The organism is Bacillus sp. CECT 9360 (assembly GCF_918741275.1).
In the GTDB taxonomy this organism is placed as follows: Bacteria; Bacillota; Bacilli; order Bacillales; family DSM-1321; genus Peribacillus.
On sequence record NZ_CAKKNA010000015.1, the window covers coordinates 40,835 to 67,294 of the forward strand.

Annotated in this window: 29 protein-coding genes, 2 other RNA genes and 1 pseudogene; 10 read left to right on the forward strand and 22 right to left on the reverse strand. The window is 41.3% G+C overall.

Annotation, left to right across the window (positions count from 1 at the left end):
- Positions 1 to 471: 471 nt before the first annotated feature.
- Entirely contained in the window at positions 472 to 633 is a 162-nt protein-coding gene (locus tag LQ216_RS16840) for a hypothetical protein (RefSeq protein ID WP_230130623.1), read from the forward strand.
- A 61-nt stretch (positions 634 to 694) separates the two neighbouring features.
- On the opposite strand, the gene LQ216_RS16845 is transcribed toward LQ216_RS16840, so the two are convergent.
- The gene (locus LQ216_RS16845; protein ID WP_117306005.1) at positions 695 to 1,012 is read right to left on the reverse strand and encodes an antibiotic biosynthesis monooxygenase; all 318 of its coding nucleotides are present in this window, start codon (positions 1,010 to 1,012) and stop codon (positions 695 to 697) included.
- A gap of 142 nt (positions 1,013 to 1,154) precedes the next feature.
- Between LQ216_RS16845 and LQ216_RS16850 the strand changes: the two genes are divergently transcribed.
- The gene (locus tag LQ216_RS16850) at positions 1,155 to 1,607 is read left to right on the forward strand and encodes an OsmC family protein (RefSeq protein WP_230130624.1); all 453 of its coding nucleotides are present in this window, start codon (positions 1,155 to 1,157) and stop codon (positions 1,605 to 1,607) included.
- Between the two features lie 71 nt (positions 1,608 to 1,678).
- Here the strand turns inward: LQ216_RS16850 and LQ216_RS16855 are convergent, their stop codons facing one another.
- On the reverse strand, positions 1,679 to 1,921 hold the full coding sequence (locus tag LQ216_RS16855) for a YkuS family protein (RefSeq protein ID WP_117306011.1): 243 nt from the start codon (positions 1,919 to 1,921) through the stop codon (positions 1,679 to 1,681).
- Between the two features lie 101 nt (positions 1,922 to 2,022).
- Here LQ216_RS16855 and LQ216_RS16860 point away from each other — a divergent pair, with 101 nt between their 5' ends.
- Positions 2,023 to 2,157 (forward strand): YuzL family protein, encoded by a 135-nt coding sequence (locus LQ216_RS16860; RefSeq protein WP_117306013.1) that lies wholly within the window; start codon positions 2,023 to 2,025, stop codon positions 2,155 to 2,157.
- Positions 2,158 to 2,435: 278 nt separating this feature from the next.
- Here the strand turns inward: LQ216_RS16860 and LQ216_RS16865 are convergent, their stop codons facing one another.
- The gene (locus tag LQ216_RS16865) at positions 2,436 to 2,585 is read right to left on the reverse strand and encodes a hypothetical protein (RefSeq protein WP_174234296.1); all 150 of its coding nucleotides are present in this window, start codon (positions 2,583 to 2,585) and stop codon (positions 2,436 to 2,438) included.
- A gap of 120 nt (positions 2,586 to 2,705) precedes the next feature.
- On the opposite strand from LQ216_RS16865, the gene LQ216_RS16870 reads away from it, so the two are divergent.
- Positions 2,706 to 2,903 (forward strand): hypothetical protein, encoded by a 198-nt coding sequence (locus tag LQ216_RS16870; RefSeq protein WP_230130625.1) that lies wholly within the window; start codon positions 2,706 to 2,708, stop codon positions 2,901 to 2,903.
- A 33-nt stretch (positions 2,904 to 2,936) separates the two neighbouring features.
- Here the strand turns inward: LQ216_RS16870 and LQ216_RS16875 are convergent, their stop codons facing one another.
- Positions 2,937 to 3,875, reverse strand: coding sequence for a magnesium transporter CorA family protein (locus LQ216_RS16875; protein WP_117306017.1), 939 nt, complete (start codon positions 3,873 to 3,875; stop codon positions 2,937 to 2,939).
- Between the two features lie 443 nt (positions 3,876 to 4,318).
- Here LQ216_RS16875 and LQ216_RS16880 point away from each other — a divergent pair, with 443 nt between their 5' ends.
- Positions 4,319 to 5,548 (forward strand): MFS transporter, encoded by a 1,230-nt coding sequence (locus LQ216_RS16880; protein ID WP_230130626.1) that lies wholly within the window; start codon positions 4,319 to 4,321, stop codon positions 5,546 to 5,548.
- Positions 5,549 to 5,598: 50 nt separating this feature from the next.
- Here LQ216_RS16880 and LQ216_RS16885 read toward each other — a convergent pair whose 3' ends face one another.
- Positions 5,599 to 5,886: a hypothetical protein gene (locus LQ216_RS16885; RefSeq protein ID WP_230130627.1), complete on the reverse strand. Its 288-nt coding sequence runs from the start codon at positions 5,884 to 5,886 to the stop codon at positions 5,599 to 5,601.
- A gap of 88 nt (positions 5,887 to 5,974) precedes the next feature.
- Positions 5,975 to 6,610 carry an FMN-dependent NADH-azoreductase gene (locus LQ216_RS16890; protein WP_117306024.1) on the reverse strand — a complete coding sequence of 212 codons (636 nt, stop codon included), beginning with the start codon at positions 6,608 to 6,610 and terminating at the stop codon, positions 5,975 to 5,977.
- 269 nt (positions 6,611 to 6,879) lie between these two features.
- On the opposite strand from LQ216_RS16890, the gene LQ216_RS16895 reads away from it, so the two are divergent.
- Complete coding sequence (locus LQ216_RS16895) at positions 6,880 to 7,191, forward strand: winged helix-turn-helix transcriptional regulator (protein WP_117306026.1); 312 nt, start codon at positions 6,880 to 6,882, stop codon at positions 7,189 to 7,191.
- Between the two features lie 47 nt (positions 7,192 to 7,238).
- Here the strand turns inward: LQ216_RS16895 and LQ216_RS16900 are convergent, their stop codons facing one another.
- The gene (locus LQ216_RS16900) at positions 7,239 to 8,039 is read right to left on the reverse strand and encodes a DUF2935 domain-containing protein (protein WP_230130628.1); all 801 of its coding nucleotides are present in this window, start codon (positions 8,037 to 8,039) and stop codon (positions 7,239 to 7,241) included.
- 129 nt (positions 8,040 to 8,168) lie between these two features.
- Between LQ216_RS16900 and LQ216_RS16905 the strand changes: the two genes are divergently transcribed.
- Both LQ216_RS16905 and LQ216_RS16910 read left to right on the forward strand, forming a co-directional pair.
- On the forward strand, positions 8,169 to 9,095 hold the full coding sequence (locus LQ216_RS16905; protein WP_230130629.1) for an NAD(P)/FAD-dependent oxidoreductase: 927 nt from the start codon (positions 8,169 to 8,171) through the stop codon (positions 9,093 to 9,095).
- 512 nt (positions 9,096 to 9,607) lie between these two features.
- Entirely contained in the window at positions 9,608 to 9,910 is a 303-nt protein-coding gene (locus tag LQ216_RS16910; protein WP_230130630.1) for a YckD family protein, read from the forward strand.
- A gap of 125 nt (positions 9,911 to 10,035) precedes the next feature.
- Here the strand turns inward: LQ216_RS16910 and LQ216_RS16915 are convergent, their stop codons facing one another.
- The 8 genes from LQ216_RS16915 to LQ216_RS16950 form a co-directional block, all read right to left on the reverse strand.
- Positions 10,036 to 10,242: a YozQ family protein gene (locus tag LQ216_RS16915; RefSeq protein ID WP_230130631.1), complete on the reverse strand. Its 207-nt coding sequence runs from the start codon at positions 10,240 to 10,242 to the stop codon at positions 10,036 to 10,038.
- 17 nt (positions 10,243 to 10,259) lie between these two features.
- Positions 10,260 to 11,099 carry an MBL fold metallo-hydrolase gene (locus tag LQ216_RS16920; RefSeq protein WP_230130632.1) on the reverse strand — a complete coding sequence of 280 codons (840 nt, stop codon included), beginning with the start codon at positions 11,097 to 11,099 and terminating at the stop codon, positions 10,260 to 10,262.
- A 234-nt stretch (positions 11,100 to 11,333) separates the two neighbouring features.
- Positions 11,334 to 12,314, reverse strand: a complete 981-nt coding sequence (locus LQ216_RS16925) for an ABC transporter permease (protein ID WP_117306046.1) — start codon at positions 12,312 to 12,314, stop codon at positions 11,334 to 11,336.
- Complete coding sequence (locus LQ216_RS16930) at positions 12,307 to 13,221, reverse strand: ABC transporter ATP-binding protein (RefSeq protein WP_230130633.1); 915 nt, start codon at positions 13,219 to 13,221, stop codon at positions 12,307 to 12,309. Before LQ216_RS16930 ends, LQ216_RS16925 begins: the two co-directional genes overlap by 8 nt.
- Positions 13,218 to 13,997, reverse strand: coding sequence for an SGNH/GDSL hydrolase family protein (locus tag LQ216_RS16935; protein ID WP_230130634.1), 780 nt, complete (start codon positions 13,995 to 13,997; stop codon positions 13,218 to 13,220). Before LQ216_RS16935 ends, LQ216_RS16930 begins: the two co-directional genes overlap by 4 nt.
- Positions 13,998 to 14,144: 147 nt before the next feature.
- Positions 14,145 to 14,336, reverse strand: a non-coding RNA gene (gene ssrS / locus LQ216_RS16940) — 6S RNA.
- Positions 14,337 to 14,487: 151 nt separating this feature from the next.
- Positions 14,488 to 14,679: non-coding RNA, 6S RNA (gene ssrS, locus LQ216_RS16945), on the reverse strand.
- 54 nt (positions 14,680 to 14,733) lie between these two features.
- Complete coding sequence (locus LQ216_RS16950) at positions 14,734 to 15,066, reverse strand: hypothetical protein (RefSeq protein WP_230130661.1); 333 nt, start codon at positions 15,064 to 15,066, stop codon at positions 14,734 to 14,736.
- 210 nt (positions 15,067 to 15,276) lie between these two features.
- Between LQ216_RS16950 and LQ216_RS16955 the strand changes: the two genes are divergently transcribed.
- On the forward strand, positions 15,277 to 15,798 hold the full coding sequence (locus tag LQ216_RS16955; RefSeq protein WP_230130635.1) for a GNAT family N-acetyltransferase: 522 nt from the start codon (positions 15,277 to 15,279) through the stop codon (positions 15,796 to 15,798).
- 49 nt (positions 15,799 to 15,847) lie between these two features.
- Here LQ216_RS16955 and LQ216_RS16960 read toward each other — a convergent pair whose 3' ends face one another.
- The 4 genes from LQ216_RS16960 to LQ216_RS16975 form a co-directional block, all read right to left on the reverse strand.
- Positions 15,848 to 17,020, reverse strand: coding sequence for an MFS transporter (locus tag LQ216_RS16960; RefSeq protein WP_117306056.1), 1,173 nt, complete (start codon positions 17,018 to 17,020; stop codon positions 15,848 to 15,850).
- 143 nt (positions 17,021 to 17,163) lie between these two features.
- Positions 17,164 to 17,349, reverse strand: a complete 186-nt coding sequence (locus LQ216_RS16965) for a hypothetical protein (protein WP_117306058.1) — start codon at positions 17,347 to 17,349, stop codon at positions 17,164 to 17,166.
- Positions 17,350 to 17,586: 237 nt separating this feature from the next.
- Positions 17,587 to 19,743 carry a PAS domain S-box protein gene (locus LQ216_RS16970; RefSeq protein ID WP_230130636.1) on the reverse strand — a complete coding sequence of 719 codons (2,157 nt, stop codon included), beginning with the start codon at positions 19,741 to 19,743 and terminating at the stop codon, positions 17,587 to 17,589.
- A gap of 150 nt (positions 19,744 to 19,893) precedes the next feature.
- Positions 19,894 to 22,182 (reverse strand): ATP-dependent DNA helicase, encoded by a 2,289-nt coding sequence (locus tag LQ216_RS16975; protein ID WP_230130637.1) that lies wholly within the window; start codon positions 22,180 to 22,182, stop codon positions 19,894 to 19,896.
- A gap of 105 nt (positions 22,183 to 22,287) precedes the next feature.
- On the opposite strand from LQ216_RS16975, the gene LQ216_RS16980 reads away from it, so the two are divergent.
- A complete protein-coding gene (locus LQ216_RS16980; protein WP_230130660.1) occupies positions 22,288 to 23,196 on the forward strand; it encodes a YitT family protein in 909 nt (302 codons plus the stop codon).
- Positions 23,197 to 23,245: 49 nt separating this feature from the next.
- Here LQ216_RS16980 and LQ216_RS16985 read toward each other — a convergent pair whose 3' ends face one another.
- The 3 genes and pseudogenes from LQ216_RS16985 to recQ all read right to left on the reverse strand — a co-directional run.
- A complete protein-coding gene (locus LQ216_RS16985; RefSeq protein ID WP_117306062.1) occupies positions 23,246 to 23,440 on the reverse strand; it encodes a cold-inducible protein YdjO-related protein in 195 nt (64 codons plus the stop codon).
- 681 nt (positions 23,441 to 24,121) lie between these two features.
- A complete protein-coding gene (locus tag LQ216_RS16990) occupies positions 24,122 to 24,328 on the reverse strand; it encodes a cold-inducible protein YdjO-related protein (protein WP_230130638.1) in 207 nt (68 codons plus the stop codon).
- Positions 24,329 to 24,515: 187 nt separating this feature from the next.
- Positions 24,516 to 26,267: pseudogene (gene recQ, locus LQ216_RS16995) on the reverse strand (DNA helicase RecQ); the annotation flags it as partial.
- Between the last annotated feature and the right edge of the window lie 193 nt (positions 26,268 to 26,460).

Consider the following 26,460-nt stretch of genomic DNA (forward strand, 5'->3'; position numbering starts at 1 on the left):
CGAGATATCATCTTAAAAAAATAGGCTTTCGGTTTGATGTCTCGATTTAAAGATAAATGATATGAAGATAAATGTCAAACCATGAATACCCACAATCATTCTGAATAAGGAGCGTCTCGCAACGGTAGTGACCTTGTCCGACTGCTCCCTTGTGAGAAAATAAATCTGCAGCGAAAAAGAGGGTCCAAATGAACCCTCTTAAAGACACACCTTTGTATCTGTAAGATAAACTTATTCCAATGTATCAATATATGTAAAGGAAAGCTAATGAGCCCACAGAGCATTACCTTTCCTTTCTCAACGGTCCAAAGAATTTTAACCCAGGAATGTTATTTTGGTTATGTCCCTCTCTTTTATCCGATTCATTCACTCGTATATCGCTTTTATTTCCATAATCGGCCGTCAACTCTTCCAGTTTATCAATATATCCTCTATTAGGGTTTAAAAAAATTAGGAAGGTTCATCAATGACATGCAACATTACAATCCGCTGATCGATGATTCGGTCAGGAGCGAATGGAATGTACCAAACAGCTGGAAGCTGATCGCCCAAATGCCATTTGGCAAGCCTACGGTGGAACCGGGGGATAAGGAATGCAGCTCTTTGGAAGATCGAGTGAAGTTTTACAATTAGTAAAAGGGGCTGCTTTTGTTTAAAAAAGTCAGCCCCGCATGATTGGAATGTTGTTTTGTTTCTAATTCTCAACTGCCTCAAATGAGCGCAATGTTTTCTTTATATGATAAGGTCGCTCTCCGGCTTCCTTGCGCTTTTTATTCATATCTTTGTGCTCGTTAACATGTTCCTCTCTCGTGATCCACTTTTTAAAGTCTGCTTCGCTTTCCCACTTTGACACCATCACGTACTCAACCGTTTCTGTATGTTCTTTTCGCCAGCGTTCAACCGCAATAATCCCTTTTACGGCCGACAATTCTTGTTTATCCTTCTTACCTTTTTCTTCTAAAATATATTCGTAATCTTTTTCAATTTCAAAGCTTGCATTCATGATAAACATTGAACAATGTCTCCCCATTCCTTTGATAATGATTCTCATTATATTTTACAGTGCATAAAAGAAAAAGAGAAGCAAAATACCCCCCTTTTTTGTGAATCTGTTTTACACTAAGGTATAGACTAATGTGGAGGTGGAGGTATCTATGACCGAACATCATTTTCATCTAAAAGCAAATTGGCCCGGTTTAAGAAATGACGTCGGCGAAATCGAAACCGGAAATTTACAAACGAAAATATCGATTCCACCAGAAATGGACGGTCCTGGTATCGGTACTAATCCAGATGAAATGCTTCTCGGAGCTGCGGCTACGTGTTATATCATTACCCTGGCTGCAATGATGGAACGGAGCAAGCTTGCAAAAAAAGGATTAACAATGGCGTCGGAAGGAATCGTGGATATAACAAACGGAGTGATTTCTTATAAAAAAATCATACATCGTCCAAAAATAGTCTTAGAAAGCCATGCAACTGATAGAGAAATCAGCCTTGCTCAGCGACTTGCTGAAAAAGCTGAGACCTCCTGCATGATTTCACGTGCGATTCAAGGAAATGTGGCCATTGAACTGGAAATTGATATCCAACTTGAAGAGAAATAAGTTATAAGGGGCAGTTTAAATTCTCCTCTAAAAAAAGACTAAAGAATCGTTCACTCTTTAGTCTTTTTTTACTATTGAATTCTATTTTCTACTTGCTGGCAAACTTCATCTGCCGTCAACCCGTTCGCTTCAATAACCGACCCCTGAATGGAAGTGTCCTGCATTCCCATTACATTGGAATCTAAGCCCGTAATCACACAGAAATCACAGCCCTGAGTGTCAGACTCCTGTTTCAACTCGACCACATCATGTCCTTTGTCCCGTAAAGCCTGTTGGATATTGCTAAGGGATTGCTCAACACCAATTCTCGCCATGCTAACACCTCCTCCATCATTTAAAATGCCCCACCCGCCCGATTTCTATGTATAGAATCCACCGTAAATAGAGAAAGTAACGGTGGAGGTGACAGGCATCCATGAACCATAAACGTAAAAAGGATCCGTCAACGATTGGGTTAGGATCATCCCAGGTAGAAGGTCAAGGAACAACCAACCAGGAAACTGGTGCAGCACGCGTTTCCTCAGCAAACAAAAAACAAAAAAGAGACTGAATAAGGCCTCCCTTTTAAGATTCCTTTGTTGATCTTAAAAGGGATTTTTCTGTTTGAAGATGTAGCCAATTTCAGTCTGTGGTATCGGCTTTTTCCATTTCGAAGCTTGAGATTTCTACTTTGGTTTTTATTGCTAAAATTGATTTGGATAATAAATGCTGCGTTTGGATAATAAACTCTGTGATTTGGATAAACGGCCCAATTCAGATAATAAAGGCTAAACTGGCAACCCTGCACTTCGTTCTAAAAGCTAAAATAAAAATAATCAAACGAATTTATTAAAGATTTTGCTTTCTTACCTCGTTTTCCGTTTTCATATCGTTTATTTCCTCATCTGAAACACCTTTAATCTGTGCTCCCCTCTCAAGAGACATATCATTTGCTTTCTGGTTATTATTCGGGGCTGCCTGTTCATTCCATTTGTCCATAACGATCCTCCTTACATCTGACTCACTCTCCATTCTTCCACCAATTGCTTCCGGTCATCCAATAATGGGAATGCATATTTTCGTTTGTAGGTTAAAAGCTAAATTCAGGAGGTGCTTACGATGGAACCAAGACAACCAGGCAATAAAAATATGCCCGATTTTAAGGAACTGAACGACCGGATTATCGCTGAATCATCAGATAGCCCGCGGCTGGTCATCAAGACAAACTTGGATGAAGACAATGTGAAAAATGAAAATCCTTATGCACGACAAGGTGAAGATACAAATACTCTGCTTCGCGATTATTTCGATGAATAGGAAAAAGGCCTCCATAACGGAAGGCCTTTCTGCTTAGAAATATTTCTTTTTCCAGAAAACGAAAGCAGTTGCCCCTGCAAGGCCGACAGCAATTAATAATGTAATGATAAAGGCAAATGGATGATGTTCAAAAGGAAGCTTCACGTTCATTCCGAAAAAGCTCGCAACCATAGTCGGAAGCGTTAAAATGATGGTTACGGAAGTCAAAAACTTCATCGCGATGTTTACGTTATTTGAGATAATCGATGCAAAAGCATCCATCATTCCACTGAGGATGCTGCTATGGGTTTCCGCCATCTCAATTGCCTGGGTATTCTCGATAATCACATCTTCTAATAATTCCTTATCTTCATCATACATTCTCAAATAGTTAAACCGGAGGATTTTATCGAGCACGACTTTGTTCGATTTAAGTGATGTCGTAAAATAAACCAAACTTTTTTCCAGGGTCAGGAACGTATATAATTCTTTATTTTTCATCGATTGGTGAAGTTCCCGTTCCGCTTCGTTGGAAATTTTGTTAATCTGCTTAAGATAACGCAGATAGTATGACGAAATATCAAAAAGAAGCTGCAAAGCAAAGCGGGTTTTTTTATTCGTGTAAAATTCTTTTTTCTTATTGTTCTTGAATCCGTTTAAAATAGGAGTTTCTTTTAGTGAGATGGTAATAAAGCAATCTTCTGTGAAAATCATTCCGATTGGTATCGTTTCATAAATCGCCTGGCCGTTGTCATTTCGCTCTATATAAGGATAATCGACAATAAGCAAAACATTTCCATCTTCTTTTTCGATACGCGGGCGTTCCTCATCATCGAGCGGATCCTTTAAAAAATTCAGTGGCAGGTTAAGACTTCTGCTAACTTCACTGATCTCTTCCTCTGTCGGGGAAACCATATTAATCCAGCTTCCCTTTGAATAATCGCCCGCTGTCTCTAATTGCCTATCTTCGGTTGTTCTAAAGATCTCTATCATCTGTTAACCTCCTCTTTTTCCTGAGGAAGCTATTCTATCTTTTTCGAGTTGATACTTTTACAGCTATCAAATCATGGATGAAATTAGCTTCCCCGCTCTGACTGGGACCCTCAGGGTCATAGGAACTGTTCATGTGTATCAACTCCTCTTAGGTCTAGTAAAAAACAAATCATCATTTACCATCTTAATCCTTGAAAGTGCAAAGTACAATCTAAATTTCATGTGCTAACTTTCATGTTTTGTAGAAAAAATTAGCTTCAATGTAGAAAGCTTATATTATGATTCGTTCTTAATTGAGAAGCTAAGCCGAATGGACTGTTTTTTCTCCGCACTCTTGCAAGCGGAGAAACGTCATTGTACAATTCATTTCGGTTCATAGGAACATGTAACTGTTATTGCCACAAGATTAGGATATTAAGAAGATATAAAGGGGAAATCAATCATTGAGTTTTACAAGAAATGAAAAGTTAAGTATCTATAACGGTCTTGCCTCGACTGCCTCGGTTCATATGGTCAATGGCTATATTCCGTTGTTTGCCATTAGTGTTCTTGGAGCTACAAACAGCCAAATCGCACTTATTACATCATTGCCATCGATTATTGGCATGTTAGCCCTGATCCCAGGTGCCATTTGGTTAAATAAATCGAAAAGCAAGAAAAACTTCACGGTCGCCTCTACACTTGCCACGAGATTATTATTCATGCTGATTTTATTCGTCCCCTTCTTTTCAGAGACTGATTATGCCGCATGGCTGCTTGTCGGCTTGATTGCCTTATTAAATTTTCCCGGAGCACTTTCCAATTTGTCATGGCAGTCCATGATCGGGGATTTAATACCGGAAGAAAGAAGGGGTAACTTTTTCAGTTCAAGAAACAAGTTCAATACAATGGCCGCATTAGTCGTAACATTGTCAACAGGACTATTTTTGAGCCTGTATGATAAAACTGATCCATTTCCGTATCAAGTCCTATTTGCGGCGGGTTTCCTATTTGCATTACTTGAGGGGCTTTATCTCTTCAAGCATAAAGAGAATCTAACGATGACGGAAAATAATAATAAAATAAGTGAAAACAAAAGCTTCTCTCTAAGCATTTTTCATCACAAGCCGTATATGGCCTTTTTGGTTTGTGCCCTGTTGTATAATATTTCCGCTCAAATGGGCTGGTCGATCTTCAGCATCTATCACATTAAAGTAGCAAACGCTACGGCCTTATGGTTCAGTTTATTCTCTGTTACGAATCAAATCGCCCAAATCATCAGCATGAAGTGGTGGGCTAAATTTGCGGACCGTTGGGGAAATAACTTGCTGCTATTTGTGGCCACAGCTGGAATGGCGTCCGCGCCGGTTTTGACGATCTTATCTACAAATTTGACCTATATTACCCTGATTAATGTCTGGATTGGCATCTTCGTAGCCGGAACGAATCTTCTTCTGTTCAACCAGCTATTGAAAGCAACCCCGGATGCAACGCGCACGAATTACATTGCCAACTACAACTTTTTATTATCAATAGTTGGCTTTATTGCCCCGCAATTCGGTGTATTTTTATTGAATGCGCTAGGAATGAATTCTGCGATGTCGCTTGTTTCCATGGCAAGATTTGCGGCTGCCTTTTCTTTTTTATTTGTGGCCGTTAAGCTAGAGAAACGCCAATTGGCGGAAGCGCTATAATATAAGAGCGGACTAAAAAACGCCCAGGAATCGATTCCTGGGCGATAATATTAAGCTTGCTGCTCTTTTTGGTTATAGTATTTAACGCTGAACAAGGCTCCTTCATCGACCATCCGGTTATCGGGGATATCATATGGATCCGGGTGTCCCGCCTTTTCAAGAAGTGGTATTTCCGGTTCTGTTTTCTGTCTCGACCATATCTTCATTGTTTTTTCTTTTAACCCTTGAAAGGCTTGCGTGACTTTCTGTCGATTATTCCTGACGGACAAGTATGAAACTCCGGCAACTCCTACTCCAAGCAACACATATGGACTTATACCCCTTGAATTTGCCATCATTATCATCTCCTTTTCACTCTTTTACCCAAAGCTTGAGAAGAGCAAACATCAAAAAACACCGGATGTGGTTTCATCCGGTGTTTGCGAATTAGAATTTTTTTCCTAATTCCTTAGCTCTTTCAATTCCGTCCTGCTTGATTTCTTCAGCACGATCTGGGAATTGATTATGTCCTTCGATAAATAATCCTTCCAGTGTTGGTACACCAAAGAAGTCCATCATGATTTTGATATATCTGTGTCCCATTTCGATTTCGGACATCGGCGCTTCTGAATAGATGCCGCCGCGTGCTTGGATATGAAGGGCTTTTTTATCTGTAAGCAAGCCCACAGAACCTTGTTCTGTATATTTAAATGTTTTGCCCGCTTGTCCAACAGAATCCAAATATGCTTTCATGACTGGAGGGAATGAGAAGTTCCATAACGGCGTAACAAAAACATATTTGTCAGCGGCCACGAACTGATCAGAAAGTTCATTCAAGCGGCTAACTTTTGACTGCTCCTCTTTTGATAACTGATCAAATTGAGAACCGGAACGAAGTTTGCCCCAGCCGCTGAATATATCCGCATCAAGCTGAGGAATGTCGATGCTATATAAATCCAAATGGACAATTTCATCCGTAGGATTTGCTTCTTTGTATGAATCAACGAAAGCCTTTCCCGCAGCCATGCTGAAAGATTGTGTTTCGTCATGAGGATGTGCTGTGATGTACAATACTTTTGCCATTAAACTGTAACCTGCCTTTTCTATGATGTATGATCGATCCCATGTCGCAAAATATAGTGAAGGATTAAAGGAGTCTGTTATGATGACCCACACGTTTATTTTTCGCTAAAGATCATTTTTTACAGATGGAATTAATTCCTCTTCCATTACTTACTTTACGTTAGCAAGTATAGTATTGTATATAAATATCGTCAAGTAAATAGATTGGTATATGTAAATCTGTTACAAATGACTAATAAAGGGTATAATATACCTATGAGGTGATGTTTATGAATAAATCAACAGTATGTCCCCGTTTTGAAAAAGGCATGCAAATATTGAGCAAACGCTGGACAGGACTAATCGTCAGCCAGCTTTTAGACGGTCCTCAGCGCTTTTGCAACATTGAATCCTCTTTTCCGATAAGCGGAAGGATTCTTTCTGAGCGATTAAAGGATCTGGAGCAGGCAGGAATCGTTAAAAGGGAAGTCTATCCAGAAACTCCCGTGAGAATCGAATATTCCCTGACGGAAAAAGGCATTGCCCTTTCACCGGTTATCAAGGAAATACAGAACTGGAGTACCGAATGGATGGAAATCTAATAGTTTTCACAAAAAGGGGGCCGGAATGAAACCAGCCTCCTTTTTCTTTACTTTTCCACCCGTTTTTTAGCAGGATTGCAGTCAGGCGGCTCAGTTTGAGTGGATTCAGCCAACTTCATTAAATAGTAGCATTCTTCCCTTGACATGTGGTCAGCCATCAGCGCTGAGAAAGTTCCCAACACCTGTTCAGTTAGCTCCAACTCCTCCAGTTCCTCTAAAAACATCCTAAATAATCTCATCTCCAGCTTGACATCTTTGTTCATTTTTTCTAACGCCGGAAATTTGTGCAGGTTCGTTCTTAAATAACCGGTCAGCTCGACTGCTTTCAAATAAAAATCCTCAAACTTTTTCGTAAAGGCCGCAGATTTATATTTTATATCCCTTTCGACACTGTCCATCTTGTCATTGATCGTCCCGGCATGGCCCGCAGCATCCACGAGCCATAAGAGATGGTGGTGCAGTTCATGAAAAATTGGAGGCTTTTCTCCTTTTTCAAGATAACTGATAATGTTTAAATATTCTTCCAGCTCATTCACCATATGATTGATAAAAGTCGCAGTCATATTCATTTTTAATTTTCCTGTTAGATGTTTTCTTATCAAAGATAATTTGAATTCCCGGAAATGTTCCGTCAGCTTTTTCACATTTTGCGTAAAAGTGAGTAATTGGTCCTCTGGAATTTCTCGCAGCCCGTTCAACAATGAGTCATAATTTTGTTTAAAATACTCGGCTTTCTGTATGTCTTCCCTTTCCACCGGGGCCAGGGTTTCTAAAATGAATCTAGAATGGTCACCAAGAACCTGCAGCCAAAAGCTATGCTCAAACAAAGCATCCTGCTTGAATGTCATCTAATCCCTCCCTTTCAATTCTTTATATATTCCGTCCGACACATTTTTAGAAGGTAGTTTATTGACGGAGTGATAGTGGTATATTTTTGAAATATGCGATGAAAACTACAATCGAGGTGCTGCGAAAAAATGAAAAAAGCGGATTGCATTATAATCGGAGGGGGCATTGCCGGTCTGCAAGCTTCCATTCAATTAGGGAGATACAACCATAATATTTTGGTGATTGATTCCAATCAAGGTCGTTCGACGGTTTGTAAATGTTACCATAATATATTAGGCTGGCCAGATGGAGTAAGCGGAGAAGAAATAAGGCGCCTCGGAAAACAGCATGCCGAGAAATATGGTGTCCATTTCGTGGAAGACAAAGTACTCAACTTACAGAAACTCGATGGTTCCTTTAAAATGAAAACAGAGAAGAATGAAGAATATGAAGCAAAAACCGTTTTTCTGGCTACCGGCCTTGTGGATAAGCTGCCTGATATTGAGAACCTGTTTCCATGTCTCGGCAAAAATATATATGTCTGTCCGGATTGTGACGGCTACGAAGTAACCGGAAAGAAAACGGTAGTATTAGGGGGCGGAAATACCGGCGCCCATATGGCAATCACCCTGACTTACTGGTCGGATGATATCGTGTTCATAAATCATGAACAAGCCCCTGTTGAAGCTGCCATTGCAGAAGATTTAGACAAGCATAATATCCAAGTGATTAAGGAATCGGTTTCAAAAGTTCTTCTCGATGATAAGGAAGACCTTATCGGATTCGAACTGAACAGCGGGAAAATCATCGAGGCAGAACGAGGCTTTACAGGCTTCAGCGGAAACAAAATGAATTCCGAGCTGGCCGAACAAGCCGGCGTAAGACTAAATGAGAAAAACCATGTCCTTGTATACCCACGTACAAAAGAAACAAGTGTTGCAGGCATATGGGCGGGCGGAGACCTAATCGCCCACTCCGAACAGGTCACGATATCCATGGGAGACGGCTCACAGGCAGCCATTTGGATTCATAAAAGGCTGATGGGGGAAGGCCCTCCAGATGGAGACCTTCTATAATTTCAAAAAACATGGGCGATATGTGCCCATGTTTTTTGAATGTCCAGTTCCTTTATTTCGGTCATATATTTTTAATCGAGCATATATCTCAGATTTCGGGCATACATCTCAAATATCGAGCATATACCTGAGATTTCGGGCATATTTCTTAAATATCGGGCATATCATAAATTTCGGGTACATATCCCATGTTTCGGTCATAGGTTTCATTTTTCGGAGGCGTGCATATTTCTGCTTTCGGTGATATATTTGAAATTTCGATGATATATCTTAATTTTCGGTGATATATTTCTAATTCCGATAATATATCCGATATTTCGGTGATATTCGAAGTTTCGTTGATATATCTCAATTTTCGGCGATATATCTCTAATATCGGTGATATAACCGATATTTCGGTGATATCCAAATTTTGGTCTATACCCCACTACAGGAAAGCATCTTCATTTCACTTACATAATTCTTCATTATTGACAGAAAATAAATGTTAATTCTGAAAGGAGACAGCGAATATGAAGAAACAATTGCTTTATATCTTTACTGCCTTTGCATTGGTGTTTGGAGCGAGTGTCAGCGCCGCTCTTGCAGCTCCTCCCCAACAAAAGAATATACAACTGACAGAAAAGCAGAAAACGGAACTTAAAGTGTTGCATAAAGATGTTTTGGAAAAGAAAAAAGTATTAATTCGAAAATATGTGGAATTTGGAATGCTCACGAAGGAAATGGGTGATAGAATGATTCAACGGTATGAAAAACATTATAAAATGATTGAACAAAATGAATTCCGGATGCATCACCACAACCACTCACATTAATCGAGTTTCACCTATCGGAAAAAGTCCATATATACAAATAAAAAAGAATGGTAAAGAGCTGAAGCCTCCGCCATTCTTTTTATTTGTATGAAATCTTGGAACTGCAGGGATGGCAGTTCGCCTAATTACGAGTTGTTTTCATTCTGATTTTTAGATTCCTCCATGTTTTCCACGGCACTATCAAGTGCTGATGTAGTGTAGTTATCACTAATTTGCTCATGCGTCACGGCAAGACCTGAGGACACCTCATCGTCCCTGTTGTAATCCTCGAATTCAAACGTTCTTCCAGCTATCTTGCTTGAATTTGCCTGCTGTTGTTCTTTCTCGCTCATGTTGTTCTCCTCCTGGGTTAATTTACGTATTTTCCGTAGTCGGGCTTGGCAATCGCATCAAAATTCCGTACCAGCCTGTTCAAACTGTCAGTCAATTCCTCTCCTGACATCGGAAGACCATGACCGGTCACTGCCACCGATGGCTTTAGGGAAGCGAGCTTCTCCACTGATTGTTTCGCGGCTTTCCAATCGGTCGTAAAATACCTTGGCGGTCCATGTATATCTTTTTCCTGTGTTATCACTTTGTATAACGACTCCTGCTTGACCGTGACAAATGCATCTCCGGCAATTAAGGCGCGATCTTCCTCCCGGAACAACGAAATATGTCCCTCGGAATGACCAGGCGTATGAACCCATTTCCAACCAGGAAGATGCGGAATTGACCCATCCGAAGGAAGTTCGTGTACATGCTCATCTAAATTGATTCCCTGATTAGGGAATAGGCCAGCCATCTTGGCGACCATGCCCCCTTCGACTGTAGGGTGTGGTTTAGGATAATCCTTTTCTCCAGTCAAATACGGCATTTCCAGTTGATGGGCATACACAGGGACATTCCAACGTTCCACAAGGTCAATTAAAGCACCGACATGGTCAAAATGGCCATGTGTCAAAACAATCGCCTTGGGCGGAACATCCTCACCAAATAATTCCTTTGCCGTTCCTACTATTTCGTCTGCCGAACGGGGCATTCCCGCATCAATCAGTACCCAATCAGAAGACTTTTCACGGTTTCCGATATAACAGACGTTTACGATTTGGATCGGCAAGCAATAAATATCACTTGTAACAGACTGACCGTCTCCGCTCGTTACAGAGGTGACGGGAATAAATTTCTCACTTAAATGGTGATCTTCCATTTTTCATCCTCCTTTTACGGACAACATTGCTTTTATTGTTTTCCATAGACGCAGTTATGATACGAAAAGAGACAAATTACGATCTATTACTTTCCTTACCCTGTACGCATTATGTTATTCATCTTGAATGGCAAAAAAAAATCTGTCCATAAAAGGACAGATTTTTTTTATAAGTTTTTAACTACTACTGAACAAAAATCTTAGCTGCTCTTTCACACCATTAAAAATTGTGAACTAATAAACATCCTGTTTCGTAAATACCGCGAATGAAACCATAAGTGCCGCCGCCCACCAGACAAGTAAAACAATCATCGATGAAAGCAAGGTCATTCCTTCTATAGGCGGGGCTACACCATTTAAATAGTTCGTCAGCTTTAAATTAACCATGAACAGGTATTGCGCGGATTCCCACGATGAAACCATCTCGTTTAGGATAGCACCCGAAATAAGGGCAGCGAGCATCACTCCCATCCCTGCCGCGGTGCTTCTTATCAATACCGAAATCATGAAAGCAAGTGTCCCCACGACAACCGCAACGAACCAGACAAGCCCAAAATCCATCATGATAAACTCCCATTGGCTGATAAGCCTAACCTGACTTGTATCGAGATTTCCGCCTTCAACCGAAAAACCGGTAATAACCGGGGCGTTTATCCCCTTATAGCCAAAAATAATCCCCGATATGAGGTAAGCCAACAAGCCGACCATTGCCATGATAACAGATATGGACAGAAGCAACGTTATATACTTGCTCAGGAGAATTTTCCAACGTTTCACAGGCCTGGTTAATAGCAGTTTGACAGAACCAAGACTATGCTCCGAGGAAACGAGATCGCTTGCAATGATCATGACTAGCAGCGGGATAAATAAATCACTCGAATTTTCAATAAACATTCTTACAAATGAAGGGGCTCCCGGCTCTGTTGGATTGATGTTTTGATCCAAATAATATTGCTGCTGCTTCAGACTGACCTGAAGCTGTTCCCGCCAGTCATCTGACATTCTGCTCGAACCTAGCCGATTTTGGATATCGATGATCTGCTGCTGTAAGGCCGCCCTCCAGTCAGAGGTCCCAAGCTTCTCCCGCTGTTCTTCGACTTGCTTATATTGGGCATATGTAAACAATAAAACTAATATCCCCACGATGATTGCAATGACCTGGAGGCGTTTTCGGGCGAGCAGCTTCATCATTTCATTCTGAATAAGATTAGCCAATCCCGCCACCTCCCTCGGTCAGTTCTAGGAATAATTCCTCCAGCGCGGGTAATTTACGATTCATTTCCATAACCTGAACGCCTTCTTCGATTAATTCCCGGTTCCAGTTAGCAGCCTGTTTTTCTTCATATGGAGTGACAAGATATTCATCATTCATTTCAATCACTTCGGTATATCGGCTTAAAACCTCTTTTCCTTTTCGGATTGGTTCGAGTCTCCAAATGATTTTTTCCTGTTTGTTCAGCAAATTATCTACCGTATCCACCTGAATGATTTCACCCTTTGAAATGATTGCAACCCGGTCGCAGAGCAGCTGAATTTCACTTAATAAATGGCTGGATACGAGGACACTTAGCCCTTCCTGCTCCGCGAGCGCCCGGATGAATTGCCTCATTTCCCGGATGCCCGCGGGATCGAGCCCGTTTGTCGGTTCATCCAGGATCAATACCTTTGGCTTATTTAACAAGGCCTGGGCAATGCCAAGTCTTTGTCTCATTCCGAGGGAATAGGTTTTGACTTTGTCATGAATCCGCGCTTCCATTCCGACAAGCGAAACCACCTCCTGTATTCTTCGTTCATCCACTTCTGGAAGCATCCGCGCGAAATGCAATAAATTATCATAGCCGCTCAAAAAAGGATAAAGCTCAGGATTTTCAACGATACAGCCCAAATACTGCATAGCCTTGGTGAAATCCGTTCTCACATCATAGCCACAAATATGGATCGAACCTGCAGTCGGTTTGATCAAACCAACAAGCATTCGGATGGTGGTCGTTTTCCCCGCCCCATTCGGACCGAGAAATCCGAACACTTCTCCTTCTCGCAGTTCAAAGCTTAAGCCTTTGATAATTTCTTTTCTTTTGATTGTTTTCCGTAAATCGGTGACTGCTAGCGTGACCCGGCTCATCGCTGCTTCTCCTCCCATTTGATCAAAGGAGCCACCCGTTCAGAAATCAAACGGTAGCCTTCCTGGTTTGGATGGAATTTATCCGTATATAAATAGTCATTAACCGATAGTTGAAATAAGTCGAAGGTAGGAACGAAAACCGTTTTTGGAAAACTTGAACTCGCAGCCTCGCCTTGATAATTCCACTCCCTGACGACCTTACTCGTTTCACTGCCGTCTTCCAGTTCGATAAAGGGATTATACAGGCCAAGGTAGAAAATCGTCGCCTCGCTGTTTGCTTTGCGGATATCTGTAAAAATCGAATGGAGGTTGCGGACATATTCAGACTGGTATTTACCTATTTCATTAGGGTTGCGATCCATAAGGGTTTGCCCTCCTTGAAATAAATCATTTCCGCCGATCGTAATCAAAATCGTGTCTGCCGCAGCCAACTGGCGTTGTACCTCGCTTTGCTTGACCTGTTCCCTTAGTTCCCCTGAAGTCTGGCCGTTTATTCCAAGATTTTGCAGTGTCACCTCATTTTCAAAGCGATCCTGAATGTCCTCTGTAACAAGCCCGACATATCCTTTTCCTGTTTCATCACCAGTACCTCTTGTCAATGAATCCCCTAATGCCACGATAGTAAACTCCCGGTTGTCCATTTCCTGGACATGACTGGTATCTTTATTCTCTATTTCACCTTCTGAATGTTCTCCGTAATAATCCTGAACCGCCCATCCAAAACCGAAAAGCCATAATACTCCGAATAAAATAGACAGGATGGTGACGATTTTCACTGTACTTCTACGCAGAATGATCAACTCCCGACAGTTTATAATACAACCATTAAAACATAATTCAACACCAAATGAAAAATTTGTTATCCGCAAAATAAACATAAAAAAAACCAGCCCCCGTTACAGAGACTGGTTTTGTTTACAAATATGTAAGCCGCATTTGCCGTAGCCAACTAAGAAAGTTTTAAACCACCACTTCTCAAAGTGGGTGTTTGCAGAAACGTTCCTGTATATCCTTTATCCGTGATAAAGGCCCGCCATTCCGGTTTCAATATAAAACTCCCTATTACAGCTTAAAGGTTAAAACTTTATTATGCTATACGAACAATGCAGCTTATATAGTTATATTACAGGAAAGATGAGCAAATGGCAAGAAGAAGGTTCTTCCAAAAGTCATTCCCCAGAAGAGTTTAGACTCATTTTTTACTTTTTTAAGTACGTTCCCTACAGTTAAATTGGTAAGTCATATATCAGGATTTTATTTAAAAATATGTAAGCCGCACTTGCCGTAGCCAACTAAGAAAGTTTTAAACCACCACTCCTCAAAGTGGGTGTTTGCAGAAACGTTCCTGTATATCCTTTATCCGTGATAAAGGCTCGCCATTCCGGTTTCAATATAAAACTCCCTATTACAGCTTAAAGGTTAAAACTTTATTATGCTATACGAACAACGCAGCTTATATAGTTATATTACAGGAAATATGCTCAGGTAACAAGAAGAAGGTTCTTCCAAATGTCATTCCCCAGAACGCTTTTCCATCAATTTTTTCACCTTATCAGTCGGTTCCCAACAATTAAACTGATAGGTCGTATGAGTATTATAACCAAGACGCGAACAAAAATAACTCATCTTGCCTTCTTTTTTCTCAGCGCGAAAATGTATGCAGGTTGCACAGCAATGGTAGTTCATATAACCATTCCCCTCACTATTTGAAACCCAGGAGCCGAGAGAACCATACTTCATAGCTTTCTGACTCAGATATCTTTGTATATGCCGGAGCTTACACCGCGGTTCATCCATTGTTGCTTCTGTTTCATTATCGCTTTTTTCCGCTGTTTTGTCAGCCATTTTTGTCCCATATATTGCTAGCAGATCATGCCATACACTGATAATTGCGCAGTTGCCCTCTTTGCATACTATATTATAAGGCTTTTCGGCTGCTGCCCGGGAGGCACAGCTTATTCAGGTCATATTAATATTTCAAAAATTTAATTATCTCTACTGTTTATCAAAGTTTTCATGTATTGTAAATATAAAAAAAGCTATAGGAGAGAAAGAATGGAGACCTCATCATTTTTAACTAAAGTGCTCGACACCGAAGATGCGGAGCAATATGTGCAGCTCCGTTTAAAAGCCTTACAGGAAAGCCCTGAAAATTTTCTGGTCACCTATCAAGAAACCATAGAGCAGGCAGATCTTCTGCAGAGCTTTCAGGAACGTTTGAGGCCGACAAATCAAGCCTTTACGATGGGTATTTTTGATGAAGAACAATTAGTGAGCATCGCAACATTAGTAAGGGATTCGCGAGTGAAAGTACTGCATAAAGCGGGTTTGATGGCTGTCTATACAGACCCGGCATACAGAAAAAAAGGGCTTTCAAAACAGCTGGTCAGAACGATTATGGAGAAAGCCAAGGAAATGGAAGGAATAGAGCAGATTTATCTAACGGTGGTTAAGACGAATAAAGTGGCAACCTCCCTTTATCAATCATTAGGATTTCATACATATGGAATAGAAAAACATGCTATGAAATGGAATGGCCGCTATTATGATGAAGATCACATGGTTCTTTTCCTTTAAACTAAAAAAGCTGTCTGGTTGAGTACCAGGCAGCTTTTTGCGTTATAAATTAAGGAATCCAATGAAAGTCTTTCTCCATTTTAATCAGCCATAAAGTCAGAAGGATACCCATCAGCGACAGGATGCCAAAAAAGAGATAGACGCTATAGATATCCATCTTTTCCAGGATAATTCCGCCCGTAAAGGTACTGAACCAGTTTCCTAGTCCATTGCCAATTGCGGAATACACAGTCACAGCCGTCACGGTTATATGCTGCGGGGTGATACGCCTTATATATTGCAGACCTGCTGGGATGAACAGTCCAAGTGAAAATCCCTGGATGATCGAAGTTGCATAGATAATCTCCAAGCCTGGCTGTGTAACATAAAAAATCCACCTTACTAAAGAAGCGATGCCGGCTATCAGCGCAATCGGCAACAGGCCCAATTTCCTGATCCAGCTTCCTGCAATCCGCATAAACGGAATTTCTGATAATACAGCGAGCAAAAAGGCGATGCCGATGCCGGTATATGTACCACCCCTTGCTTCAACGAACAGACCATAATATACGTTGTTCGCGAGGTTAGGCCCGAAAATCAGGAATGTGACAGCAAGAAAAATTAAAAATCGTTTAATTCTAAACAGTTCCTTAATGCCGTGTGTAATCTTTAATTTTGCCGACTCGTTTTCCTTCGGAAGACGGAGTGCCAGCAGAGATCCAATCGTCAAGGCGATAAAGGTCGCATAAAAAATCACCGTCGGTCCGAGATCAGTCTCGGATAGGCGCCCCATAATAAATACGGCAATCCCAAACCCAAGCGATCCAAACAATCGTATATTCCCGTAATTGGCTTTGACCTTGCTTGTATACTGCAACGAGATACTATCTGACACAGGAATCATCGCACTTTGAAAAATTCCGAATAAAACGGCTACACCCAGGATTAAATAATATTGATCAAAGAACAAATACCCTAACGCAAAGACCCCTGCCAACAGAGTTGTTATCGAGAGTATTTTCGTCGGTTTCCCCGTCCAGTCGCAAAACATGCCCCACAGCGGCTGAAACACAATCATAATCACCGGTCCGACTGACATGATCGTACCGATTTGGTACCCGTTTAATTTCTCGACTTCACTTAAGTAAACACTCAACAAAGGGGTCAGGCTTCCCAATGCAAAAAAGGAAAACAAATAATATCCCTGTAAATTCAAAAGGTTGAACCTAATATGTTTATCCAAGACTATGTATCCTCCACGTTGTTCATCTATTATTCAAATTAGCATAATCCCACAACAAAAGCTATGCAAAAAAATTGTCCACGCAGCGGAGCAAATAAAGAAAGAAGCTGAACCATTGTTGGTCCAGCTTCTTTCTGCTATATTTATTGGCCTTCTTCTTCGGTTTCCTCTTCTGTACCTTCTTCAGTGCCTTCCTCAGTACCCTCTTCTGTTTCCGTTTCCTCTGTATTTGAATCTTCTGTCTCGGAATCCTCGCTGCAACCAGTGGCAACACCTACTAACATGAAAGCAGACATTAAAGCTAATAGCCAATGTTTCAGATTTTTCATTTTTTCCTTTGCCTCCTCGATAGTTCCATTTTGGATTACAAAACTATCATACAAGTTTTTGGGCAAAAAAGAAGATGAATCACCCATTCTTAACTATTGTTTACCATTTCTTTAAATGAGCTTGATTTTTTTATATAACATTAAAAAAACTCGGTACTATTGTGCGATTCTTTTTCTGAAAGCAGGTCCCAACTGCCCAAAAAACAGGGACGTCACCATCCCTGTTTACAATCAAAACTATGCACTCTTAGCAGGAAGCAAAATGCTAAAACTCGTGCCTTTATTAAGTTCGCTTTCGACAAAGACCCGGCCGTTATGGCTCTCGATTATTTTAAAGCTTACCATCAATCCCAGGCCGTTACCGGTTTTCTTCGTTGTATAAAACGGTTCGCCAAGCCTTTTTATTTTATCCGCTGGTATGCCTACCCCTGTGTCAACGATTGATATTTGAACTTCTCCCTCTTTTAGCTCTATGCTCACCTGAAGGTTGCCGCCATTCGGCATAGCATCCATGCCATTTTTCAAGAAATTCAGGAATACTTGCTTTAAGCGATTTTCATCACACGAAACAAGAATCTCCTCTTCCTTGCAATCGAAATGTAAATAGACATTTCTTTTCCTTGCTTCGAATTCTAGCAATGAAAGCACATTTCGAACGACCGGGACGATATTCTTCGTCTCGAGATTCACAGTCTGCGGCTTTGCAAGCACCATAAAATCCTCTACAATATCATTCACGCGCTCGATTTCGTCGAGGATAATGTCGAGAAACTCTTGCCGCTGCGGATCGTTCTCATCCAACTGAAGGAATTCAGCATATCCTTTCATCGATGTTAATGGGTTCCTGATCTCATGGGCGACTCCTGCCGCAAGCTGTCCAACTGCTGCCAACTTATCCTGGCGGCGAAGAGCTTCCTCAGTCTTCTTCCGTTCGGTAATATCATTTCTGATTGCAAGGTATTGATAAGGCTTTCCCTCATTCCCCAAGAAAGGAACGATTGTCGTATCGACCCAGTAATAGGAACCGTCCTTAGCCCGATTGCGGACCTCCCCTTTCCAGACCCTGCCGCTGGCAATCGTTTTCCAAAGGTCTGCAAAGAAGGCTTTTGGATGGTACCCGGAATTCAATATGTTGTGATTACGGCCAATTAACTCTTCGCGATTGTACCCGGAGATATCACAAAACTTTTTATTAACCCGGGTGATGGTCCCCTTTGCATCCGTAAAGGCCACAATGGAAGATTGATCAAGCGCATAATGGATATCGCTAACTTCTTTCAATGATTCCTTTAAGTCCTCTTCGACTTTTTTCCTGGCGGTAATATCCGTCCGGATCGCAATATACTGATACGGTTTGCCATCTGACATAAATGGAACAATCGTCGTATCAACCCAATACAAGGAACCATCCTTGGCCCGATTGCAAATTTCCCCTTTCCAGGTATGCCCCTTGGTGATGGTTTGCCAAAGCTCCGTAAAAAAATTCTTTGGGTGATAACCAGAGTTGATAATGGAATGATTCTGGCCAAGCAGCTCATCCTCGCTATATTGGGATATTTCCTGGAATTTATCGTTCACAAACGTAATAATCCCTTTTGAGTCCGTGATGGCCACAATGGCCGACTGGTCGAGAGCAGAACGGATATCTCTGACATGCTGATCACTTCTTGCAAGACGCCTGCTTATAATCGCGCTTGAGCCCAGCAGCCCTGCCAATATGACGATAGACATAAATAGAACTAAATATACGATAAAGGGTGTGTCATTGACCAGCTGATTAACCGTTCTAACCGGTGTATTAGCGGGAAGGGCCCTTTGCAATAACAGATGTCCTTGTGCAATTGCACCTGTCATGATAAAGGTGGAAACCGGCTTAAACCAGAGACGATTGGCTGTTCCCATTCGGTTCCCATAAAACAAAATCATAAGCGCAAATAAAAATAATGTAAAAATGATGGCAAAAGTCACGATTAGCATCATTATTTGAAGCTCGAGGCTGTAGTTTAATGAATACATTCCAATCACATAATTGGAAAGCAGTGCAAAGGTAAGCAACAGACTGCAAATGACTACATTAGACAAACGGAGCTTTTCTGCAGTAACCGTGAAAAAGCCCATCGCAGTCAACGCAATTCCCAGAACGATCGATAAAATGGCAACCGGCAAATTATAGGTAGCCGCGCCACTCATGTCGAAGGCCAGAACTCCCAAAAAGTTCAAAGTCCAAATTCCGATTTCCATAGAAAAACTTGCTCCAAGAAAGAGGAATCTCTTATTTCGCTCTGCAGTTTGCAGCATTGTTAACAAATCAAGCGCAGTATAGGTAGCGATAAAAGTTAAGATGATTGCCACCAATAATAAAATCGGATTGGAGGATACAATACTAGCGTCCATTAACAACACCTTTCTCTAGCAAGACTTCAATCATACTAAAATAATCTTAGCCTATTTAAAGAAAGACAACAATACATGTGAGAATAATTGTTCACACGTCGGCCACACTTTTGAGTACTTTTCTATATAACTTCTGGTATAATTTTCTATTTATATAATCGTGAAGCTGCTCCAATTCTCGGGAAGCATTTTTTTATATTTGTTCGTCAAGAACCGATCATCCGCTAAAACGATAAGTCCGTGGTCGTCTTCCGAACGAATAAGCCTGCCACCTGCTTGGAGCACTTTGTTCATCCCGGGATAGACATAGGCATAATCAAAGCCGTTTTTTCCTTTCGATTCGAAATAGTTCTTGATAATATCCCGTTCCAGTCCAATCTGCGGCATCCCGACTCCGACTATAACTACTCCGCTCAATCGATCGCCTTTTAAATCAATCCCTTCTGAAAAAATGCCTCCCATCACCGCGAACCCGATGAGGATCGATTCGTTCCCTGGCTCAAATGCCGCTAGAAAAGCAGTTCTTGCTGCGTCATCCATAGCCGGGTTTTGGATGATTGTTTGGAACCTGCCATCCTGGTTAAAATCTTCAAATACCTGGTTCATGTAGCGGTAAGAAGGAAAAAAGACAAGATAGTTCCCGGTTCGCCCGGTCAAAAGGGACTGAAGCATCGCTACAAGATCTTTTTTCGATGACTCCCGGTTACGGTATCGGGTGGAAACCTTTTTAATATATACTTCATTTTGTTCAGGCGAGAATGGCGATGAGATCGAAATAGAATAGTCGCTCTCTTCCCCGCCGAGCATGTCAATAAAAAACGAAAGCGGGCTGAGCGTAGCCGAAAAATGGATGGCCGTTCGATACCTTTTTGAAGTTTTCTTTAGTAATTCTGATGGATCCAGACAGAAGATTTTTAACATCATCTCTTTACGGCTGATTTCTGTATAGACAGTGAAGCGTTCATCATATAACCCGGAAATCCGGATGAAATTCTGGGCGCTGAAATAGGCTTCCAGCAATTCCTGATTATCTGCGTCATTCTGTGGGTTCAACAACAGATATTGTTCCGCCGCGTCAGTAAATTGCTCCAAAAGTTCGAAAAGATCTTCCGGAATGCCGGTCAATTCGATCACTTTTTCGGATTCACTTCGTTTTTTTAGATCAATAAAAAATTGATTAATCTTGTTGGATGTCGTAAATATTTCTGCATGTTTATCTTTATATTGTCTTTTTAGCTGTAGAAAAACGGACTTTAATAACTCTGCTGAAAACATGCTTCTTGCCCGGTCTACCAGATTGTGGGCTTCGTCCACTAGCAAGATCGTCTTTTTCTTTTGTTCCTCCATAAGGCGCTGCAGCGAAACTCTCGGGTCGAAAACATAATTATAATCACAAATAATCGCATCGCTGACATATGCAAGATCCAATGAAAACTCAAACGGACAGAGTTTTTGCTTCCGGGCGTAACTCTCGATTGTTTCCCTGGAGATAACATTCTCATTTTTCAAAATATCGAGAAGAGCCGGATTCACCCGGTCATAATAACCGTCCGCAAATTCGCATTGCGCTTTGCCGCAAACAGTAGTTTCTTGAAAGCAGATCTTTTCTTTAGCGGTAATCGTGACCGTCTTTATGGACAGACCGTTTTCGACAAGTAACGAGAAAGCATCTTCGGCGGCCTGTCTCGTGGTTGTTCGGGCCGTTACGTATAATAATTTTTCAAGTACCCCTTCTCCTACCGCTTTTAATGACGGGAAAATCGTGGATACCGTCTTTCCTATACCGGTTGGCGCATTTGCAAATAAGCTCTTTCCTTCGGCAATGGTTTTATATACGGCGCCAGCAAGCTTCCTTTGCCCCTTGCGATAGCCTTCAAATGGAAACTCCGCACTCTGAAAACTGGCATTTCTCTCCGCTATATGCACGACCTGCCAGTGGGCAAACTCGTAGTAACCTTCCGCCATAAGCCGAATAAACAGACGCAGTTCTTCCATTGTATATGTTTGCTTGAATCGTATGATTTGTTCTGTATCAACCTGCACATATGTCAGCTGCACATTTATTTCTTGGATTCCGTGATCAATCGCATACATATACGCATAGCATTTTGCCTGGGCCCAATGTACGGGATAGCTGTCTTCAGTTATGAGTTCCAATTCACCTGAGGTTGATTTTATTTCATCGATCGTAACGATCCCGTCATGAAATAAAAGACCGTCACACCTTCCTTCGATATGAAACTGAATATCCCGGTATGGGAAAATCGTCTGCAGGAAGAGTTCTTTTTGGTCCGTCTTCGCATACTGTCTTTGAATTTTTTGATGGACTTTTGTTCCCTCCGCCATGGAGGTGTTCGTCCTGAAACGTAAATCAATGCTGCCGCTCCTGTGGACATATTCAACTAAAGCCCTGACTGAGATCCGATATTCATGAATCATGACATCACCCAACTTTTAAATATATTTCCTATTAAAACATATAAATTGGAAACAATATATGGCATGAGTTTTAAAACAGTAATAATCCTGGAGGGATCTATGAACATGCCAGAAATCATACCATCAACGAACCTTTCAGAAATCATCGATAAACAGGCTCAGCAAAACAAACTTACTGCGGGCAGGACTTTGCAGTGCGGCTTCATGATTACAATTGGAGCAATCCTAATGGGCGTCGGGCTAGAAATGTTCCTTGTCCCGAATCGGGTCATTGACGGCGGCATCACAGGGGTATCAATCATGCTCTCTTATTTGACAGGCTTGAGACTCGGGACATTTATTTTTCTGCTGAATCTTCCCTTCTTCTTTATTGGGTACAAACAGATTGGAAAAACGTTCGCCTTTTCTACTTTATACGGTGTGTTCATTTTATCGTTAACAACGACTTTACTGCATCACACGTCTGCGCTTACCCACGATATTCTGCTAGCCAGCATTTTCGGCGGAATAATTCTAGGGGCAGGGTGCGGAGTCGTAATCCGATATGGCGGTTCACTCGACGGTACGGAAATCTTAGCGATTCTCGTCAATAAGAAACTGCCGTTTTCGGTCGGCGAAATCATTATGTTTTTCAACCTATTTATTCTGGGCACTTCTGGTTTTGTCTTTTCATGGGACCGGGCTATGTATTCATTGTTGGCATACTTTGTCGCCTTCAAGACGATGGATTTGACGATTTCGGGGCTGGACGAATCCAAATCGGTTTGGATTATCAGCGATGAATACCAGCAAATCGGTGCGACGATCATTAAACGGTTAGGACGGGGAGTTACCTACTTGACAGGTGTTGGGGGGTTCTCAGGTGATGATAAGAAAGTCATTTTCTGTGTGATTAACCGGCTGGAGGAAGCTAAATTAAAGGAGATCGTGACAAAAAATGATCCTTCCGCATTCTTTGCCGTAGCGAATATTGACGAGGTCCGCGGCGGTCGTTTTAAGAAAAAAGTTTATTGATTACATATAAAAAGGACTGACCCAAAATTCTAAGTCAGCCCTGCCATATTTATTTCATTCTCGGATTATTAATCGCCTGAAGCATTTTCGTCGCTTCCTTCATTTCACTTTTACACAGCGGACAACTGGGCTCGTCACTAAAAGTGAAATTATCGCGAATCCATCCGTTGCATGTTTCGGAAGTACATTCCCATACTTTGGTTTCCTCCGGGGGGATTTCTTCTTCATTATTACGTCTATACAATGCATCTCACTCCTTTGGTTTGTTTGAATCGGATACTCCAGAAAATCCTTACCTTTGATGAAGCAAGATAAAAAATTGCTCACGAGAAAAAAGAAATGCATTTTCATTATAGCATAAAACACTCAGGTATATTGAAAAAGGCTATCTCCATTTTACGAAGATAGCCCTCACCGCATGACTTGCATGCATATTAATCTTTTTACAGCGACAATTTCTGCTGTTCAAGATAAGAGAGTAATTTCCGCGCCTAACCCAAAACAATGAAAGCCCTACCTCTCTCCCATCCATACGGTTCCTAGACCGCGCCAGTGAGAATCAGATTTTCCGGCTTTAAAGCACATGTTTATTAAAAGGGGACTGTAAGTCAAAGCTGATTTGGAGCAAGTCTGTCCAAATAGTAGAAGTAAGTTAAAGTAGAAGAACAAATCATGAGGTGAAAAACAGTTACATGTCTAACTTTGTCACTAACCTTATTCTAAATTGCATGATGACATTCATTTCTTTTTATAAAAAATCTGTACCGCTTACTTTAATAAAAACGCACCTATTAAATTACCCTCACTGTCCATCCGAAAATATTTCAGATAACAGAAATTTAATTATATCAACTTTTTTATGATAAGTCAAGTTTATTTTTGAAAAATGAAAAGCCACTATAAAAGTGGCACATGAAAGGTTGTATTAGCGAAATGCATTGTATTCATTTTGGATTTTCGGCAGCTCGCGAATTTCCTCTGTTAAATTGTCGCCGCACATTGGGCACGTTTCATTATCAGCCGCAAATTCTTTTCTCATCCAACCATTACACTCTTCCGATGCGCAGGCGTATACGACTGTGTCCTCCATGATTACTACTGGTTCCTCTGAATTCTTTTTGCCAAAGTACATGAGTAACCTCCTCATTTTAGGTATAGCAAGAAAGTATAAACATTTTCAGGCGAACGCGAGGCGCGCTGCCGCTTTACCTATATAGTATACGCATGTAGGCAGTAAAATATTTATGATAAACACAGTCTCATTTATGAGGTCATTTCTGGGCCTTCGCTTCTTCAGGTCTATCGTGAAGATGGGCGGCAATAGCTTCCAGAAATGGTTTTCCGTATCTTTCTTGTTTTTGGCTCCCTACTCCTTTAACTTCGAGAAACTCGTCCACTGTCCGCGGAAGCCTTGCTGACATGTCCTTTAGAGCGGCATCTGAAAATACGATGAACGGCGGGATCTTTTCAGCTTGAGCAATTTCTTTTCTGACAAGCCGAAGCTTCTCGAACAGGATATCATCAGCGGCAGCATGTGCTTGCGGTTGAATACTTTCCCTGCGCATTACTTTTTCCTTGCCAAGCAGGACATTTTTCCCCTCGTTCGTCAGCTTAAGTACTGGAAATTGGCCGCTTCCCATCTCGATATACTCTCTTGCCGTCAGAAAATCGATAAAATCGGCGATTGATTTTGCGGATTGGTTCCGCATGAGTCCATAGGTCGAAAGCTTATCAAAACGAAAATCAGTTACTTTTTTATTCCTTGAACCGGCAAGCACCTGACTGATCATAATTTTACCGAATCGTTCACCCATCCTCATCATACAGGAAAAAACCATCTGTGCTTCAACCGTCACATCATTGTATTCCCTTTGATCGAGGCAATTTTCACAATGTCCGCAATCAGCAACACCCGTTTGTCCGAAATATTTTAAAATAAACGCCTGCAAGCAGCCTTCCGTATGGCAATAATCCTTCATTAGGTTCAGCTTCTTTAACTCCTGCTCCTTCATAGCATTAGAAGGATTTGACTGGTCAATTAAAAATCTTTGGATCCTAGTATCTTGCGGGGAATATAAAAGGATGCACTCACTTTGCAAACCATCTCTGCCCGCGCGCCCCGCTTCCTGATAATAGCCTTCCATGTTTTTTGGTGTTTGATAGTGGATAACAAAGCGGACGTTCGATTTGTCTATCCCCATCCCAAATGCATTTGTTGCGACCATGACAGTAACGTCGTCCTGAAGGAAACCATCCTGCTGAGCGCTTCGTTCCTTCTCATTCATGCCGGCATGATATTTGCCAACTTTTATCCCCGCTTTATGTAATGTCTGATATAACGAGTCTGCCACTTTCCTTGTGGCCGTATAAATAATTCCTGATTCCGTTTTATTCTGCTCTAGATATTTTTTTAAAAAGGCGGATTTATTTTCGCCTTTTACTACTGAGAAATATAAGTTGTCTCTGGCAAATCCGGTTTTGACGACATTATTTTCTACGATGCCTAGCGTTTTGCAAATATCTTTCTGGACAGCTGAAGTCGCCGTTGCGGTGAGAGCCAAGATAACCGGCTTGGATGGGAGCTGTTCAATAAGGGTTTGGATCCTCAGGTAACTGGGGCGGAAATCATGTCCCCATTGAGATATACAATGGGCTTCATCAACAGCGACCAGTGAAATGTCAAGCCGCTTCAGTTTTTCGAGAAAATAGCTGTTCTCCAGCCGTTCGGGAGCTACATAGATCAGTTTATAGACACCGTTCGCTGCATCCGCCATTCTTTGATCCGCCTCTGTCGGCGATAAAGTGCTATTCAAAAATGCTGCAGAGATTCCATTTTGCAAAAGGGTGTCCACCTGATCTTTCATTAACGAAATCAGCGGTGAAACAACGAGAGTAATCCCCGGGAAAATAAGCGCAGGAATTTGATAGCAAATTGATTTTCCGCCGCCTGTAGGCATGATGCCGGCTGTATTCGTGCCGTTCAACACGTGGTTAATAATTTCTTCCTGGCCGCGCCTGAAAGAATCATAGCCAAAATACTGTTTTAAATACTGATAAGCTTCTTTCAACAAAAACATCCCCTAATTTTTCTTTTAAATGGTGCTGCAATTCGCTCATACGGAAAATTAAACGTTGAAGACAAAAAAGAAGGCAAGCTATAAACGAGGGTACCTGAGTTAGGAGTCTAACATCATTATTATATAAGAAGAAAATCGGGAACAAAAGAATTATTTAAGAGTGGATAATAAACAGGGACTGACACCA

Coding starts and splice junctions, on each gene's coding strand:
- LQ216_RS16910 (WP_230130630.1), top strand. CDS start 9,608: ATGAAGAAACAATTGCTTTATATCTTTACTGCCTTTGCATTGGTGTTT.
- LQ216_RS16895 (WP_117306026.1), top strand. CDS start 6,880: ATGAATAAATCAACAGTATGTCCCCGTTTTGAAAAAGGCATGCAAATA.
- LQ216_RS16860 (WP_117306013.1), top strand. CDS start 2,023: ATGAACCATAAACGTAAAAAGGATCCGTCAACGATTGGGTTAGGATCA.
- LQ216_RS16990 (WP_230130638.1), bottom strand. CDS start 24,328: ATGTACTTTGGCAAAAAGAATTCAGAGGAACCAGTAGTAATCATGGAG.
- LQ216_RS16915 (WP_230130631.1), bottom strand. CDS start 10,242: ATGAGCGAGAAAGAACAACAGCAGGCAAATTCAAGCAAGATAGCTGGA.
- LQ216_RS16920 (WP_230130632.1), bottom strand. CDS start 11,099: ATGGAAGATCACCATTTAAGTGAGAAATTTATTCCCGTCACCTCTGTA.
- LQ216_RS16975 (WP_230130637.1), bottom strand. CDS start 22,182: ATGATTCATGAATATCGGATCTCAGTCAGGGCTTTAGTTGAATATGTC.
- LQ216_RS16850 (WP_230130624.1), top strand. CDS start 1,155: ATGACCGAACATCATTTTCATCTAAAAGCAAATTGGCCCGGTTTAAGA.
- LQ216_RS16930 (WP_230130633.1), bottom strand. CDS start 13,221: ATGAGCCGGGTCACGCTAGCAGTCACCGATTTACGGAAAACAATCAAA.
- LQ216_RS16965 (WP_117306058.1), bottom strand. CDS start 17,349: ATGAAAAATCTGAAACATTGGCTATTAGCTTTAATGTCTGCTTTCATG.
- LQ216_RS16870 (WP_230130625.1), top strand. CDS start 2,706: ATGGAACCAAGACAACCAGGCAATAAAAATATGCCCGATTTTAAGGAA.
- LQ216_RS16905 (WP_230130629.1), top strand. CDS start 8,169: ATGAAAAAAGCGGATTGCATTATAATCGGAGGGGGCATTGCCGGTCTG.
- LQ216_RS16970 (WP_230130636.1), bottom strand. CDS start 19,743: ATGGACGCTAGTATTGTATCCTCCAATCCGATTTTATTATTGGTGGCA.
- LQ216_RS16980 (WP_230130660.1), top strand. CDS start 22,288: ATGCCAGAAATCATACCATCAACGAACCTTTCAGAAATCATCGATAAA.
- LQ216_RS16840 (WP_230130623.1), top strand. CDS start 472: ATGCAACATTACAATCCGCTGATCGATGATTCGGTCAGGAGCGAATGG.
- LQ216_RS16885 (WP_230130627.1), bottom strand. CDS start 5,886: ATGATGGCAAATTCAAGGGGTATAAGTCCATATGTGTTGCTTGGAGTA.
- LQ216_RS16890 (WP_117306024.1), bottom strand. CDS start 6,610: ATGGCAAAAGTATTGTACATCACAGCACATCCTCATGACGAAACACAA.
- LQ216_RS16855 (WP_117306011.1), bottom strand. CDS start 1,921: ATGGCGAGAATTGGTGTTGAGCAATCCCTTAGCAATATCCAACAGGCT.
- LQ216_RS16845 (WP_117306005.1), bottom strand. CDS start 1,012: ATGTTTATCATGAATGCAAGCTTTGAAATTGAAAAAGATTACGAATAT.
- LQ216_RS16865 (WP_174234296.1), bottom strand. CDS start 2,585: ATGGACAAATGGAATGAACAGGCAGCCCCGAATAATAACCAGAAAGCA.
- LQ216_RS16900 (WP_230130628.1), bottom strand. CDS start 8,039: ATGACATTCAAGCAGGATGCTTTGTTTGAGCATAGCTTTTGGCTGCAG.
- LQ216_RS16955 (WP_230130635.1), top strand. CDS start 15,277: ATGGAGACCTCATCATTTTTAACTAAAGTGCTCGACACCGAAGATGCG.
- LQ216_RS16950 (WP_230130661.1), bottom strand. CDS start 15,066: ATGGCTGACAAAACAGCGGAAAAAAGCGATAATGAAACAGAAGCAACA.
- LQ216_RS16875 (WP_117306017.1), bottom strand. CDS start 3,875: ATGATAGAGATCTTTAGAACAACCGAAGATAGGCAATTAGAGACAGCG.